General features: G+C 72.1%; 15 protein-coding genes and 1 pseudogene. 7 read left to right on the top strand and 9 right to left on the bottom strand.

What is annotated here, in order from left to right:
• The first annotated feature begins 72 nt into the window (after positions 1-72).
• Complete coding sequence (locus J7E86_RS15250) at positions 73-654, top strand: DUF998 domain-containing protein (RefSeq protein WP_215082242.1); 582 nt, start codon at positions 73-75, stop codon at positions 652-654.
• A 55-nt stretch (positions 655-709) separates the two neighbouring features.
• On the opposite strand, the gene J7E86_RS15255 is transcribed toward J7E86_RS15250, so the two are convergent.
• The 5 genes and pseudogenes from J7E86_RS15255 to J7E86_RS32040 all read right to left on the bottom strand — a co-directional run.
• Positions 710-1,006, bottom strand: a complete 297-nt coding sequence (locus tag J7E86_RS15255) for a hypothetical protein (RefSeq protein ID WP_215082217.1) — start codon at positions 1,004-1,006, stop codon at positions 710-712.
• Between the two features lie 478 nt (positions 1,007-1,484).
• Complete coding sequence (locus tag J7E86_RS15260; RefSeq protein ID WP_215082218.1) at positions 1,485-2,153, bottom strand: hypothetical protein; 669 nt, start codon at positions 2,151-2,153, stop codon at positions 1,485-1,487.
• Positions 2,154-2,378: 225 nt separating this feature from the next.
• On the bottom strand, positions 2,379-3,053 hold the full coding sequence (locus J7E86_RS31075; RefSeq protein WP_251019179.1) for a response regulator transcription factor: 675 nt from the start codon (positions 3,051-3,053) through the stop codon (positions 2,379-2,381).
• Complete coding sequence (locus J7E86_RS31080) at positions 3,050-3,385, bottom strand: sensor histidine kinase (RefSeq protein ID WP_251019180.1); 336 nt, start codon at positions 3,383-3,385, stop codon at positions 3,050-3,052. Before J7E86_RS31080 ends, J7E86_RS31075 begins: the two co-directional genes overlap by 4 nt.
• 94 nt (positions 3,386-3,479) lie before the next feature.
• Positions 3,480-4,166, bottom strand: a pseudogene (locus J7E86_RS32040) (sensor histidine kinase); the annotation flags it as partial.
• Between the two features lie 401 nt (positions 4,167-4,567).
• Between J7E86_RS32040 and J7E86_RS15270 the strand changes: the two are divergent.
• Both J7E86_RS15270 and J7E86_RS15275 read left to right on the top strand, forming a co-directional pair.
• A complete protein-coding gene (locus J7E86_RS15270; protein ID WP_215082220.1) occupies positions 4,568-5,857 on the top strand; it encodes a glycosyltransferase family 4 protein in 1,290 nt (429 codons plus the stop codon).
• 154 nt (positions 5,858-6,011) lie between these two features.
• Positions 6,012-6,569, top strand: coding sequence for a hypothetical protein (locus tag J7E86_RS15275; RefSeq protein WP_215082221.1), 558 nt, complete (start codon positions 6,012-6,014; stop codon positions 6,567-6,569).
• 26 nt (positions 6,570-6,595) lie between these two features.
• On the opposite strand, the gene bla is transcribed toward J7E86_RS15275, so the two are convergent.
• Together bla and J7E86_RS15285 are read right to left on the bottom strand one after the other, a co-directional pair.
• Positions 6,596-7,510 carry a class A beta-lactamase gene (gene bla, locus J7E86_RS15280; RefSeq protein ID WP_215082222.1) on the bottom strand — a complete coding sequence of 305 codons (915 nt, stop codon included), beginning with the start codon at positions 7,508-7,510 and terminating at the stop codon, positions 6,596-6,598.
• 123 nt (positions 7,511-7,633) lie between these two features.
• Positions 7,634-8,299, bottom strand: a complete 666-nt coding sequence (locus tag J7E86_RS15285; RefSeq protein WP_215082223.1) for a helix-turn-helix domain-containing protein — start codon at positions 8,297-8,299, stop codon at positions 7,634-7,636.
• 367 nt (positions 8,300-8,666) lie between these two features.
• Here J7E86_RS15285 and J7E86_RS31630 point away from each other — a divergent pair, with 367 nt between their 5' ends.
• Complete coding sequence (locus tag J7E86_RS31630) at positions 8,667-9,755, top strand: hypothetical protein (protein WP_215082224.1); 1,089 nt, start codon at positions 8,667-8,669, stop codon at positions 9,753-9,755.
• Positions 9,756-9,806: 51 nt separating this feature from the next.
• Here J7E86_RS31630 and J7E86_RS15295 read toward each other — a convergent pair whose 3' ends face one another.
• On the bottom strand, positions 9,807-10,745 hold the full coding sequence (locus tag J7E86_RS15295) for an MBL fold metallo-hydrolase (protein WP_215082225.1): 939 nt from the start codon (positions 10,743-10,745) through the stop codon (positions 9,807-9,809).
• Positions 10,746-11,207: 462 nt separating this feature from the next.
• Between J7E86_RS15295 and J7E86_RS15300 the strand changes: the two genes are divergently transcribed.
• The 3 genes from J7E86_RS15300 to J7E86_RS15310 all read left to right on the top strand — a co-directional run bounded on the left by J7E86_RS15300 (position 11,208) and on the right by J7E86_RS15310 (position 13,733).
• On the top strand, positions 11,208-11,921 hold the full coding sequence (locus J7E86_RS15300; protein WP_215082226.1) for a hypothetical protein: 714 nt from the start codon (positions 11,208-11,210) through the stop codon (positions 11,919-11,921).
• Between the two features lie 80 nt (positions 11,922-12,001).
• A complete protein-coding gene (locus J7E86_RS15305) occupies positions 12,002-12,643 on the top strand; it encodes a hypothetical protein (protein ID WP_215082227.1) in 642 nt (213 codons plus the stop codon).
• A gap of 196 nt (positions 12,644-12,839) precedes the next feature.
• On the top strand, positions 12,840-13,733 hold the full coding sequence (locus J7E86_RS15310) for an AraC family transcriptional regulator (protein WP_215082228.1): 894 nt from the start codon (positions 12,840-12,842) through the stop codon (positions 13,731-13,733).
• Between the two features lie 18 nt (positions 13,734-13,751).
• Here J7E86_RS15310 and J7E86_RS15315 read toward each other — a convergent pair whose 3' ends face one another.
• Positions 13,752-14,561, bottom strand: coding sequence for a putative hydro-lyase (locus J7E86_RS15315; protein ID WP_215082229.1), 810 nt, complete (start codon positions 14,559-14,561; stop codon positions 13,752-13,754).
• Positions 14,562-14,701 lie beyond the last annotated feature (140 nt).

The raw sequence follows: 14,701 nt of genomic DNA on the forward strand, positions 1-14,701 counted from the left end.
CACCCCGGCCGGCCGGGCCCGGCCGGGGCGCGCCGGGCGGCGGGCCGCGACGCCCGGGCGTGGTGGCCGCTCATGGCCGCCGCCGTGCTGTACAACGCCTGGGTGCTGGAGGCCGTCCTGCCCACCGGCCTGGACCCCCGCCACTCCTACGTCAGCGAGCTCTACGCCGCCGACCAGCCCTTCCACACGCTCTTCGGCGGCATCGAGACCGTCACCGCCCTGCTCGTCGCCGCCGGTGCCCTGCCACGGCCCCACCGCCCGGCCGCCGGCCGCTGGTTCCTGGTCGCCTTCGCAGCCGCGTCGGTGGCCGACGTCATCGTGCCGATGCGCTGCGCGCCCTCGGTCAACACCGCCTGCGAGGTGGTCAATCCCTGGCACACGACCACCAGCGCACTGGCCCACGCGGCGCTCTTCGGCTCGATGGCCCTGCTCGTCGCCGCGTCCGTCACCGACCGCGCCCGGTGGCCGCTGATCCGCCGCTGGGGTCCCTGGGTGCTCGGCGCCGCGCTGCTGACCGCGGTGTCCACGGTCGGGCCGCTGTTCGGCCACCCGGGCTGGCACGGCCTTCCGCAGCGGGCCCACCTCACGCTCGTCGGGGTGTGGCTGGCCCTCCTGGCGATGTCGCTGCGCCGGCAGGGCACCGGCGGGCGGTGAACGGCCCCGCTCCTGCGGCGTGCCGACCCGGTGCCTCATGCCGACGCGTGTGCCCTCAGGCCGGCCCGACGTCCAGCTGTACGCCGCCTGCGGCATGGTTGACGGGCGCGGGCAGCAGACAGTCCGCCGCCGGCACCCGAGTGGCCAGCGTCATGACGGTCCGTCGTGCGCTCTGGCCCTTGCCCCGGCCTTCGGTCACAGTGCCGTTGAGAATGACGCGGGTGACCGTGCTGAGGCGGACGGCGGTCGAACTCGTGTAGTCGATGACCGACCTCCGGCCGTCCGCGTAGCGGACCTCCTCCTGTCCGGTGGGGCTGTCCACCGAGGCGCAGGACGCGTTCGCCGATCCCACGAAATGCCCGGTGGCCGGAATGGTCCGACCGGGCCCGCCGGAGCAGGTGTACCGGGCGTCGCCTTAAGACGGGTAGGTCTCGGCAGCAGCCCGAGGCCCGGATTGGAGGAGCCCCTCTCCTTCCCGGTGCAGACGAACGCCATCTCGCTGTTGCCTCCGGTGGCGGACGCCGAGGACGACGCCAGGGACGAGCCGGCCAGAGCCAGGGAACACAACACCACACCGAGACCGCGTCTTGTGAACATCCACATCTCCCCGGGGAAACGACAGCATGCCCTGGCTCATCCAGAGCAGCCAGTGGGCCCTGTGACTACCCGGGGAGCGCACCGAGAGCACCAGGTTGCGCCTGACTCCGGCAGCCCGGTCACCTCTTACAAGCTGCGGCACGCACGCCCTGGCGCGCGCGGGCGGCGGGCACCGAAGTGCGCGCTCCACGCGCCGGTCCGGGCCGGCGGCCTTGGTTAGGGGGAAGGGGTAGTCAGTCTCCCGCGATGAGGCCGGTGATGAACTTGCGGCAGCGGCCTTCGGTGACGGGCGTGATGCCGTGGATGAGCTGGGCGCCGTAGACGATGGCGGTGCCCGCGCCGGCGGGCGTGGTCCAAGGAGTGCCACGGACCTGGTGGATCCAGTCGGTCTCCGGGTCCTGCCGGGAGATCTTGTCGTGGGGCGCGATGCGGGTGAAACGCATGCCGTCGGCGTAGCCGGGCGCCGCTCCTTCACCGAAGCGCGGGTCCCACAGGTGAGGGCTGGAGGTGGTCTCGAAGAAGAACTGACCGCCGGCTTGCGCGTCCTGGACGGTGACGCCGATGCGGGCGACGTGGCGGGGGGCGGTGAGCGGGTCGGCGCCGATGCCGTCGAGGTGGCGCACGGCGCCTTCAGCGGCGTCGAACTGGATGAGCTGCCAGGGGGAGCAGCCCGTGGCGGAGGGAAAGGCGCGGCGGATCTCCGGCAGGTGACGCAAGGTCGCTGCCTGGAGGGCACCTTGGACCTCGTCGGGTAGGACACCCAGTTCTTCGCCGACGTAGGCGGGCTTCCAACCGGTCCGCTGGATGAAGGCGTCCATCGCCCGGGACAAGCGGGCGACCTCCTCGCTCGTCAGGAACTCTTCCACGGTGTCGACGGCGAGCGTCTCTGTCAACGTGATCACGACTGGTGCCTCCCTGGGTCACACGGTGATCGGGAGCGGCGCCTGTGGGTCCGCTGCGGGCATCGTCGTACCAGGACCCCGATCGGGCAAGCACCGGTCGCCAAAGCCTCAAGGCGCCCGGAGCCCACCAGCACGCCACCGTATGCAGACCAAACCGGGACCGCGGATCGCTGCGTAGCGTGACACCGCCAGGAGTTGACGGTTTCGGTCGGTGAACCCGCGATATCACACTCTGCCGGAACGGTAGACCCACAGGGCGATCTGCACGCGGTTGTTCAAACCGAGTTTGGCCAGGATATGCGAGACATGGGATTTGACGGTGGGCACGCTCATATAGAGGTCGGACGAGATCTCGGCGTTGGCCTTTCCTTGGCCGATGGCCACTGCGACCTCGAGCTCACGCTCTCCGAGAAGGCTGAGCAGCCGCTGGGCTTCACCTTCCCGTACCGGGGCCGGTGCTGGTACGGGGGCGCCGGGTGGGCCGGTCGTCACCGTGCCGATCAGCCGGCCCAGAGCTTCGGGCGACATGACCGGTTCGCCGGCCGCGGCCCGGCGTACCGCGTCGATGATCCGGTCCGGGTGGGTGTGCTTGAGCAGGAAACCCGCAGCTCCGGCCTGTAGAGCGCGCAGGACGTAGTCATCGCTGATGAACGTGGTCAGCACCACGATCTCCGGCGCTCGGGGGCGGGCCCGCAGACGGCGGGTGGCCTCCAGGCCGTCGACGGTGGACATCCGGATGTCCATGAGGACGAGGTCGGGGGTGTGCTGATCCACCAGCGCCTCGACTTCACCCCCGTCGGCGGCCTCGCCGACGACCTCGATGTCGTCGGCGGAGGCGAGCATCATGCGCAGGCCCGCGCGGACGAGGGCATCGTCGTCGACGAGCAGGACCCGGATCATGCGGGCCACGGCAGCCGTGCCTGGACCCGGTGGGTCTGTCCGTGCCGACCATAGGTGAGGGCACCGCCGACCAGAGCCGCGCGTTCCTGGAGGCCGATGAGGCCGAGCTCGCCCCCGGGGACGCGGGGCCTGGTGCCTTCGGGCACCGGGTTGGTCACCTCCACGGTCAGTCCCGCACCTGGTGCTCCGTGGACCGTGATCGTCACAGGTTGGCCGGGGGCGTGCTTGCGGGCGTTGGTCAGAGCTTCCTGTACGACCCGGTATGCGGTCCGCCCTGTGGCACCGGGTGCTTTCGCCCCGTCGGTGACCGACTCGTCCAGGTCGATCCGCATGCCGGCCGTGCGCGACTCCTGCCAGGTGGACCAGATCGGCCAGCACCGGCTGGGGCGGTTCGGACCGTGTCGTGTCGGTCAGGGGGGCGCGCAGCACGCCGAGAACCTCCTGCAAATCCTCCAGAGCCTGATGAGCACTGGAGCGGATGACCGCTGCTGCCTGCCTGACCTGGTCAGCGGGTGCGCCGGGGTTCACCTCCAGCGCTCCCGCGTGCAGGCTCAGCAGGGACAGGCGGTGCGCGAGGACGTCGTGCATTTCGCGTGCCAGCGATTCGCGCTCGCGCTGACGGACGTGGTCGGCGCGCAAAGCCGCCTCACTCCTTGCGTGCTCGGTGCTCTCGCGCGATACGCGTACGAACAGGCCCCAGCCGACGGCCGCGCTCACCAGCACGCCCACCAGGACACTCCCCGTGGGTGCCGCCGCCGGCATCTTCACACCGACGAGCTGCGAGTGCAGCGCCAAGTACAGCGCAAAGGGCAGCAGCGCGGACGCCGTGACAGCGAGTGTGGTCCGCCAGGGGCGAATGGCGGCCGCGGTGAACAAGGCGACGAGGGCCGCGGGAATCAGCGGCCAGATGGTCGACAAGAGCGCCAGCACCACCGCGATGGGGACCGGCCACCGGCGTCGCCACCACAACAGCGCACTGCCCGCCAGCGGCACCAGCAGATCCGTGCGGCCCTTGAACGGCGGCGGAAGGACATGGTCCAGTGCCAGGGGGACGATCGACGTGAGCCGCGGGTACAGCCACACACCCCGGGCCCGGGCGTAGCCCACGGCCATCGAAAGACCCGCCGCCCCGATCACGACCACCGCATCGGTGATGCGACCACGACGGACAGGGGAAATTTCCTTCCAGCTCACAACGGCGAAGCATACGTCGCCGACTGGCCCGGCATATCGCTACAGGCCGCAGCGTGCTTGCTTATACACCTGATTCCATACCTAAGTATATTCCGCCGCGCTGACTCATCCTTTCGTCACCGCACACCGTCGACTTTCTGCCGATGCCTCAGCGGATACCTGCTTTTAACGTTTCTTTGGTGAGTCGTTCCAGGAATTCGCGGTTGCTTGATTTCCGGCAGCCCCGGAAGTGCGCGACTTGCGGCCGGACGCGCGAGCTGCGGCACGCGCCCCGAACCAGAAGCCTGTAAGAACAGAGAAAAGCTGAGGATGGCATCTCCATGCGCATCGCGTTTCTGCTGCACAATGCCTATGCCATCGGCGGCACGACCAGCACGACCTTCAACCTGGCCGCGTCCCTCGCCGAGCGGCACGACGTGAGCCTTGTCTCCGTCTTCCGGCACCGGGCGAGACCGCTGCTCGAGCCGCCACCGGGGATGCCCCTCACCGCTCTGGTGGACCGTCGCCGCTCCGCGCCGGACATGGCGGATCCGCGCGCCGTACAGCCCGGCATCTACTTTCCCGCGGGCGAAAGCCGCGCCGGCCAGTACCACCGCCTCGCCGAGCAGCGGATCATCGACTGGCTGGCCGCGACCGACGCGGACGCCGTGATCAGTGCCCGCACCGGACTCAACGTCCTGCTCGCCCGCTTCGGTCCCCGCGACGCCCTGCGCATCGGCCAGGAACACCTCACGCATGACACCCATCCGCACCGTCTCCGCCGCCAACTGCAACGCTGGTACCCGCGTCTCGACGCACTGGTGACGATGACGCGGGCCGATGCCCGGGCGCACCGCACCGGCCTGCGCCTCCCGCACGACATGATCACGGCCATTCCCAACAGCGTGCCCAGCGCCCCGGCGGCCGCGGCCGACCACACCGCCAAGGTCATCGTGGCCGCCGGACGCCTGACCCGGGTGAAGCGGTACGACATGCTCATCGAAGCCTTCGCCCGGATCAGCGCACAACGCCCCGACTGGACCCTGCGGATCTACGGTGGAGGCCCCGAGAAGGACCGCCTCGCCGCCGACGTCGAACGCCGCGGCCTGGGCGACCGGGTGCGGCTCATGGGGGCCGTGACCCCACTGGACCCGGAGTGGGCCAAAGGATCCATAGCGGCGATCACCTCGGCGCAGGAGTCCTTCGGCATGACCATCACGGAGGCGATGCGGTGCGGACTGCCCGTGGTCAGCACGGACTGCCCGCACGGCCCACGCGAGATCATTCGCGACGGCGTCGACGGTCTCCTGGTACCGCGCGTCAACGTCCGCGCCTACAGCGCCGCTCTGCTGCGACTCATGGACGACCAGCAGCTGCGCGCCCGGATGGGGGCAGTCGCCCGCGAACGCGTCGCTCAAGCCTTCGCACCCCAGGACGCCGCCCGTTGCTACGACGGACTGCTCACCGCCTCGCTCGCCCGTCGCAACGCTCTTCCGCCGGGTGCGACCGGATCACGCGAGGGCAACCCGCTCCTGGGGACGGTGGCGCTGCACCGGGCCACCGGCACCCTCCTGGCACGCGGAGCGGTGCGCCGCCTGCGCCGCGGCGCGCTGACAGCTCGCATGCCGTGACGACAACACCCCAGCACTGCGACTGCCCTTCAAGCGAGCAAACCAGTGCCCGTACATGGACGTCGGCGCATTGACGCGTGCTCCGCCGTACGGGGGAGGGGAAACGATCTCGGGCATGACGACCGCCCTCCGACGACCGGAGAGGCTGGTTCCCATGACGACGACCGCAGAGATCCCCTCGACCGCGACACCGCGCGGCACCCTGCGACCCGTGCCCCGCTGGGCCGAACGGGTCGCGCACGCGATCCCGTTGGTCGCCCTGCCCGTGTGCCTGTGGCGACTGCCCATCGCGTTCGGGTTCACCATGGGAGCCGACCTGGGCGAGCCGACATGGGGAAGAGTGGCCTCCGCCTGCTACATCTTCGGGCTCAGCGTGCTGTCGGAGGCGTTCGCGCTGCTGTGCTTCGGCCTGGTGCGCCCCTGGGGCGAGGTCGTACCCGGCTGGGTCCCGGTGCTGCGCGGCAGGCGCGTCCCACCGTTCGCGGTGATCGTGCCGGCGCTCCTGGGCGTCCTCGTCTTCACCGCGCTGCTGTTCGACTGGGTGGTCACCACCTTCCAGATCGGCGGTCACGCGACCGCCGGGTTCTCCAACGACTGGTGGCGGGTGCTGGCGGCGACGGTCAGTGGTCTGTTCCTCGCCTGGGGACCCCTGCTGCTCGCCCTGACGTACGGCTACTACCGGCGGCGGTGCCGGCCCGCCGGGCGCCCCTGACGGGACGCCCGGCCCGCTCGCGACGGTCAGGTGAGTGCCGCCGCGACCAGTGCGGCGGCCCTGGCGACCAGCGGGTTGTCGGCCGGTGCGTGAGGTTCGTGCCGGGTCGTCAGGACGGCGAGCACGATCGGCGGCCGGCCCGGCGGCCAGGTGATGCCCACGTCGTTGTTGGTCCCGTACTCCCCGCCGCCGGTCTTGTCCGCCACGGTCCAGCCGGGGAGGCCCGCGCGGAAGCGCTCGCCGCTGGTGGTGTTGGCCAGCAGCCAGCCGGTCAGCCGCTCGCGGTCCCCGGGCGCGAGGACGTGCCCGAGGGTGAGCCGGGCGTAGGTCTGGCCGATGGCGCGCGGGCTGGTGGTGTCGGTCACGCGCGTGGGCTCCGCCGAGTTGAGCTCGGGCTCCCACCGGTCGAGGCGGGTCGTGGCGTCCCCGGTCGAGCGGCAGAAGCGGGTGACGGCCGTCGGGCCGCCCAGCTCGCGCAACAGCAGGTTCGCCGCGGCGTTGTCGCTGTACGAGATGGTGGCGGCGCACAGTTCACCGACGGTCATGCCGTGGGCGAGGTTCGCGGGCTCGCCCGTGACGGGGGCGTAGCCGGAGTCCTTGACGTCCTTCTCCGTGTAGCGGATGCGGCGGGCGAGGAACTCGCCGTCGCGATCGAGGTCCCTCAGGACGGCCGCGACCGCCAGCGTCTTGAACACCGAGCACATCGGGAACCGCTCGTCCGCGCGGTACCGCACGGTCCTGCCCGTGGCCGTGTCGCGCGCGAACACCCCCAGACGGGCGGAGTGCTCCCGCTCCAGCTCCCTCAGCTGCCGGAGGACCTCGGTCCCGGCCGGCGACGCGGCGTGTGCCCCGCCGCCCGCCGGGATGACCGTGGCCAGTGCCGCCCCGGTACCGAGGGTGAGTATCGTGCGGCGGTTCGGTGCTGCTCCTGCGCGTTCCAACGCCGTATCTCCGTCTCTTCGGTGATCAGTACGTCGGACAGGACGCCCCCGGCAGCCCCACTGGTTTCACTTCGCCCCCGTCTCGTCCCGTTTGCCCCGGCCTTCCTCCCGATATCGGCGCCGTCATCGGGCCGGTGCGAGCGCCAGATCCTCCGTGATGGCGTCCGCGGCCTCCCGCAGTAGCGCCTCGTACCTCCCGGCCCGGCCGGCGGCCGGATCCAGGAGCCGTCGCGGGCCGGTGAGGCTCAGCGCGGCGGCCCGGGGAACCGGCCCGGGGCACGTGACGGCGACGGCCAGGGAGCCGCTCCCGGGCTCCTCGGCGTCGGGCGCGTACACGCACCGCCGGTCGTGCGGGGCGGCCAGGGCCCGCACCAGGGCGCTGCCGGCGGGGCGCACCTCGCCCGTCACGAGTCGTTGCGGACTGTTGTCGGGGCGGAACACGTGATGGATGATCTGCGCCCCGCCGGGATGCCTGACGGCCAGCCGTACGCTCATGCCGCTGTGCGCCGCCAGCCCGTCCGCCCAGGTCATCGCGGAGGAGCGGACCCCGTTGCAGTCGGGCGCGGGCGTCGCGGGATCGAGGGGGCCGGCCGGGCGGAGGCGACCGGTCGCCGGGTCCTGCCGGACCAGCCCCTCGGACCGCAGGCCGGCCACCAGCGCGTGGGCGGTGCCGGGTGGGAGCCGGAGGTCGGTGGTCAGACGGCGGACGGACACACCGTCGTCCGGATGCTGAGCCAGCAGCCGCAGTACCGCGGCGGTGCCGCCCACGAGTGCTCGGGACCGGTTCATGTGCGGAACGCTCCTTCCTGTGACGGTTCTCCTGCGACGTCATCGCCCCAGGCAGCCCAGGCTAGGAACCGGCGCCCCTCGAGCGGGTCCACCGCCCGGGGGAACGCCCGGGGGAAACCGCGTGTCCCCCGATCGGCCCCCATCGTTTCCCCCGGAATACCCGCCCCCCGAAACACCCGGGCGTGAGTCGGCCGGCGGGCGCCGACCGGTACGGTGGACGCCCGGCCACCCAGAGGAAACAACACGCGTCACGTCCACGTGATTTCGCGATATTTCCGGTGGTGGAGGGAACCATCAGTTCCATAAGGCAATCTCGTACACCACAGACGTACGCGTGTGCGTACAACCCGGACCCAGGGGGCGGTACATGAGGCAAAGAGTGGCACAGCGGCGGTCGGTGGGCGTGCGGAGCGCCGCTGTGGGGTCGGTGCTGGCGCTGGCGGCGGGACTGGCGCTCGTCGGCGGCACCGCGGGACAGGCCGCGGCCATACCGGCAGCCGCCGGCGCGAAGGCGGTGGAGAGCTGCGGCGACACCGCGCGCGACGCGGCCACCGCCTCGTCGGTGAACGCCGCGAACGCCGTCGCCGCCGACGCCCCCGCGCTCGGCGCGGTGGGCAAGGCCGCGGAGCGGTTCTCCCACAGCCTGCCCGCCCAGGCCCCGATCGGCCTGTGGACGAACTCCTCCCTCACCCTGCGCACCCCCGTCTCCAAGGGCACCGTGCGCCTGGACGTCGACAGCCACGGCTTCAGCACCGCCTCCCTGATGGTGCAGCGTTACGAGCCCAGGACCCACCGCTGGATCGACCTGGACACCACTCCCGGCGACGAGAGCAACCCGACGCACGGCGTCTTCACCTTCCCTCTCACCGCCGCCGCGAGCGCGGACCACCCCCACACCGTGGCGCTTCGGTACCAGGACCTCGACCGGCCCGGGACGTTCACCGTCACCCCCTCCGTCGACGACGGCAAGGGCCGCACCCACCGCGCGGCCGCCCGTACCACCACCGCCACCCGGCCCGCGGTCTCCGTCAGCGGCTGGAAGTCCGGCACCGCGCTCACCCGGGGTGGCGGGGCGGGCGAGTTCACGCTCACCGTCAAGAACACCACCGACCGCGCCTACCCCCGGCTGTTCGCCTCCTACTTCGCCTACGGCGCCGGCAACGCCCACGCCCTGACCCCCAAGGACCTCGTCCTCCAGCAGTACCTGCCCGGCCGCGGCTGGGAACGCGTCGCGCTCGTCGGCGGCGGCTGCGACCCGGGCATGAGCGCCAAACTGCGCCCCGTCGTCAAGGGCCCGCTGGCCCCCGGTGCCAGCGCCGCCTACCGGCTGCGGGTGGCCGTCGCCGCCTCCGCTCCCCGCGACGTCACCAGCGCGGACGCGGGCGTCTCGGCGGGCAACGGCGACCTGTCCTTCTTCTCGCGGAGCCTGCCCTTCGCGATCAAGGGAGGGAAGTGAGGCTCCGCTGAGCCGGCGGGCCGGCGGGCGTACCCGCCGGTCCGCCGTTCCTCACGGCGCGAGGCTATCCGTCGTACGGTCGAACGCCGCCCACCGCTCCAGGGCGAACTTGCCGCCCTCACGCCGCACTTCGGCAGCTCCGTGCCCGGGCAGGTGCGCCGGGAGGACGAGGGCCCGGGTGTCGGCGGCCTCCTCCAGGATCCGGCGGCGCGAGCGGACGGCCTGCTCCTGGTCCTCGCTCAGGCAGGTGTCGCAGTCCGGCTCGACGAACTGCAACGGGCTGTGCACCAGGTCGCCGATGAACAGCGCCCGGTCGGTGCCCGACGCCAGGCGCACCACCGAGGAGCCCGGCGTGTGCCCCGGTGCCGGCTCCAGGGCGAGGTGGGAGTCGATGCGGTGCGCGTCCTCCCAGAGCACCATCCGGCCCGCCCGGTGCACCGGTGCCACACTGTCCTCGAACATGTCACCGGCCGCCTGCGCGACGCTCATGTCGCCGAGTACACCGCGCTGCGTATGGCCGTTGGCCGGATTCCAGTAGTCGAAGTCCGCCTTGTGCACCAGGTACGTCGCGTTGGGGAACGTCGGCACCCACGCGCCGTCCACCAGCCGGGTGTTCCAGCCGACGTGGTCGGAGTGCACATGGGTGTTCACCACGACGTCCACGTCCTCCGGACGGACCCCCGCGGCGGCCAGCCGGTCGAGGAAGCCCGACCGCATGTGCGACCAGACCGGCATGTCCGGCCGTTCCTTGTCGTCGCCGACGCCGGTGTCGATCAGGATCGTACGGCCCTCGCTGCGCAGCACCCACGTCTGCACGTTGGCCACCAGCTCGTCCGTACCCGGGACCCAGAAGTCCGGCGCCAGCCAGGACTCGTTCTCCTTCCACATCCGAGGGGTACTGGCGGGGAATATGGCGGGGGTGGGAGCGACCGGCGCGTGCCATTCCACGACGCGGGTGATCTCCACCTCGCCCAAAGTGATCGTCTGCATGCCCACGACGCTAGGCAACGGCGGCGAGACGGCCAATAGGCAATCGTGCCCGGTCCATACGCCAGCGTCTCGCCGCCGGCCGGCCGCGGCCCCCCAGCCGGTCGCGCGCACCGGGCACCTTTCGGCCACATCCGGGTCGGTACCCGTGCCGGAAGCGGATGCGCCGGTCCGGCCGTACGCGTCCTTGTGAGCTGTGGCCGAAAGCGGGTGACCAGGAGCGGTGAGAGAGACTCCCGGGCCGTGCCGAACACCCGAAACCCCCGTGGAAAACGCACGGATCGCGCGGTTGACCAGGCGCGGCCATGCCGGCCCCGGCGGCTGGCGCATCATCGCTCGTGGGGCTCGACGGGGGCATGGGCCGCGCCTAGCTTGCTGGTGCCGGACTCGCGGCCGGAACCACGCGTCACTTCGGTCGCGGCTGTCCGGAGGAGAAGTTCCGCCATCGCACTGCCAAGGGGGAGCATGAACAAGGCACAAGCGCATTGGGGCGCTCTGGCCGCCACCCTGGCGGCCACCGCCGGACTGCTGGCGGCGGCACCGGCGTCGGCCGCCGGGACGGCACCGTCCACCGATCGAGGTTCGAGCGGTGACGTCGAGTTCTCCCTGTTCGACAGAGGCCCCGGCCTGTCGAAGGGCTCGACGTTCAAGCTGGCCGATCTGGACCGGCAGGGCATATCGAAGCCGGCGATCGAGGATCTCGCCGCGGGGAGGCAGGCACGCCCGCAGGCCGACCGGCAGCAGGCGCAGGCCGGCCCCGACGACGTGGTCGGTCAGTGGAAGGAACGGGACGGCTGGGACACGGTCATGCGCCGGGGGTACTACAACCCCGCGCTGGACCGGGGGTTCGGCCTCGCCAAGGTCGAACAGAAACACAACCTCAGCCTCAAGGCGGTCAGGGCGACGACGAAATACCCGCGCCCCGGCCCCACGGGCAAGGAACCGCTCGCCGGGTCCCGGACCACCTACAATTACCGCACCGAAGTCCTGCACGTGAAGTGCAGCGGCTGGTGGATCTTCAGGACCTGCCGGGTCGTCGACGTCAAGACCATTCGCGCCGGTGTCGACTTCCGTGTCCCGCCCAACGGGGACGGCAAGTCCAAGGGAGTCATCACCGCCTTCTGCGAGAACACGCCGGGACGGTGCCCCGACTGGGTCAAGGACTCCATCAACATCTGAGGCCCGAACCCCTCCCGGCCGTGCTGCCCGCCTCCACCCGAGGCGGGCGGCACAGCCGCGCATTCCGGAAAGGCACCACGATGAGCGTTCATCCCCGCCGGCCGGCCCCGGATCTGCCCACCGCCGAATGGTGGGCACCCCTGCTCGTCGACCTGGCGGCCGTACAGCGGGGAAGCGCGCCGCTGGGACTCCGCGTCCGGGCGGTCGACCTCTCCTCGGCCCGGGCCGAGGTGACCGTCGACTGGCCCGACGGCACCGCCACGACCTTCCTGCCCGACCCGCGGGCCGATCGTGCCGCACTGCTCCGCACCATCGCCGGGGCCGGCCCCGCCCGCGACGCTCCCCCCGGGCACGAGAGCGAGTTCTGGGTGCCCGACGGCGCTGCCGGTACGTCATTGCCCCGCCACGCCTGGCTGCTGGACGCGCTGGGCCGCAGCAGCGACGCCTGGTACGCGTATCTGCCGGAACCGGTGGAACTGCTGCACGTGGGCACCGACGGCCGTGACTTCACCGGCCTCGCCGTCGCCCGTGTCGCGCGCGAGGACGTGGTGACGGTCCGGGTGCCCCTGGCCGGGCTGGGGGCCGACGGCCTGGACGCCGGCATCGCCTACACGATCGTCGAACACGCGGCGCGGGCCGAGGCGGCGGCGCTGCCGCCGGCCGAACCGGTGCGTGGATGGCCGGCGTGCCTGTCGGTGCTGCCGTCGAGGGCGCCGGAGTAGGCCGGCCCGGGAGCGGCCCGGAAGATCCCTTCGGCTTCCCGGCTTCAGCCGCGTGCGATGCCTCACCTCCGCGAATTCCCGGCCAAGTCCCAGTGACCACCGGACGATCCGGCCGTGGAGGCCGCCGGGCGTCGAGCGCTTCCACCTCGCGCGCCCTGGGGCCCGGCCGCTCCGACGCCGCACGCATACTCGACCCATGGATGTACTCAGCGACGCCATCGCCGCCCTGCGCACCGGCCGCCCTTACTCCGCGCTGACGGAATTCCGGGGGACCTGGCGCAGGGACGTGGAGCCCTTCGGGGGTGCCGGGTTCCATGTGGTGCTGGAGGGGACCTGTCTGCTGCGGGCCGCCGGCGGCGGGGGTCCGGTGGTGCTCGCCGCGGGCGACGCGGTGTTCCTGCCGCACGGTACGGCCTGCACCCTGACCGGCGGCGGTGAGCCCGCCGTGCTGCTGTGCGGCGCCTACCGGCTCGACCAGGCCCGGGCCCATCCGCTGCTCGCCGACTTCCCCGAGGTCATCCACCTGCCGGCCCGGCACGGCCGGCACCCCTCGCTGCGCGCCACGATCGGCCTGCTCGGCGACGAATTGCGCTCCCCGGGGATGGGCACCGACGTCACGCTGACCGCGCTCCTGGAACTGCTGCTGATCTACCTGATGCGTGCCTGGTACGAGGAGCGGTCCGCCCTGCCGGGCACCGGCTGGTGCCGGTCCCTGGCCGATCCGGCCGTGGGTGCCGCCCTGCGCGCCCTGCATGACGATCCGTCACGGCCGTGGACGGTGGCCGCGCTCGCCGCCCGGGCCGGTATGTCCCGGGCCGCGTTCGCCCGCCGGTTCACCACCCTGGTCGGCAGGCCGCCGCTGACCTATCTGACCTGGTGGCGGCTGACTCTCGCGGCCAGGATCCTGCGGGACACCGACGCGCCTCTCGCCGTGGTGGCCCAGCGCATCGGCTACACCTCGCAGTTCGCCTTCGCCAACGCCTTCAAACGCGCGTACGGCGTTGCGGCCGGCCGCTACCGCCAGGCCCGCCGCGAGGACCACCAGCGCATCGGGGACTGGGACCCGGCCCCCGCCGCGGCGGCCGGGTGACCGGAGGCGGTACGGGCCTCACGGCAGCCGGTACGCGCTGTCGGGGACGTCCGTGATGAACATGTGCCCCGGCGCGTGCGTGATCGCGAAGGGCGGGTCCGACGCCATCAGGGAGGCTTGCGGGGTGACGCCGCACGCCCAGAAGACCGGTACGTCACCGGGGTGGGCGACGACCGGGTCGCCGAAGTCCGGCCGGCCGAGGTCGGCGATGCCCAGCCCCGCCGGGTCCCCGCAGCGCACCGGCGCGCCGTGGACGGCCGGCATGCGGGACGTCAGCCGCCGAGCCGTCTCGACGAGGGCGGCCGGTATCGGGCGCATGGAGACGACGAGCGGCCCGTGCAGCCGCCCGGAGGGCCGGCAGGGGCGGTCGGTGACGTACATCGAGACGTTGCGGCCCTGCTCGATGTGGCGCAGGGGCACGCCGGCTTCGAGGAGCGCGCTCTCGAAGGTGAAGCTGCACCCGATGAGGAAGGCGACGAGGTCGTCCCGCCACAGCCCGGTGACCTCGGTGGGTTCGGCGACCAGTCGCCCGTCCCGCCACACGCGGTAGCGCGGCAGGTCCGTGCGGAGGTCGGCGCCGGGCGCGAGGGAGGTCGTGGCGACGCCGGGGTCGGTGACGTCCAGGACGGGGCAGGGCAGGCGGTTGCGCTGGGCGAAGAGCAGGACGTCGTACGCCCAGTCCTCGGGCACGGCGATCAGATTGGCCTGGGCGCGGCCGGCGGACCAGCCGGCGGTGGGTTCCGCACGGCCGGCGCGGAACGCGGCCCGCGCCTCGGCCGGGGTCGTGAGGGCGGGCGGTCGGCGGGGCGGTGATGCGGTCGTTCCCATGGATGTACCTCGCAGAGGTCTCGCAGAGGCCGGGCCCGGGCCCTGGGGCCGGAGGCGTCGACCGGGGCAACTACCAAGAGGCTAGGGATTGTTGAACAATCGGGCAAGGGGGTGGCGCCGGCCTCCGATGAACGATCGGC

It is taken from the genome of Streptomyces sp. ISL-11, assembly GCF_018614525.1.
In the GTDB taxonomy this organism is placed as follows: Bacteria; Actinomycetota; Actinomycetes; order Streptomycetales; family Streptomycetaceae; genus Streptomyces.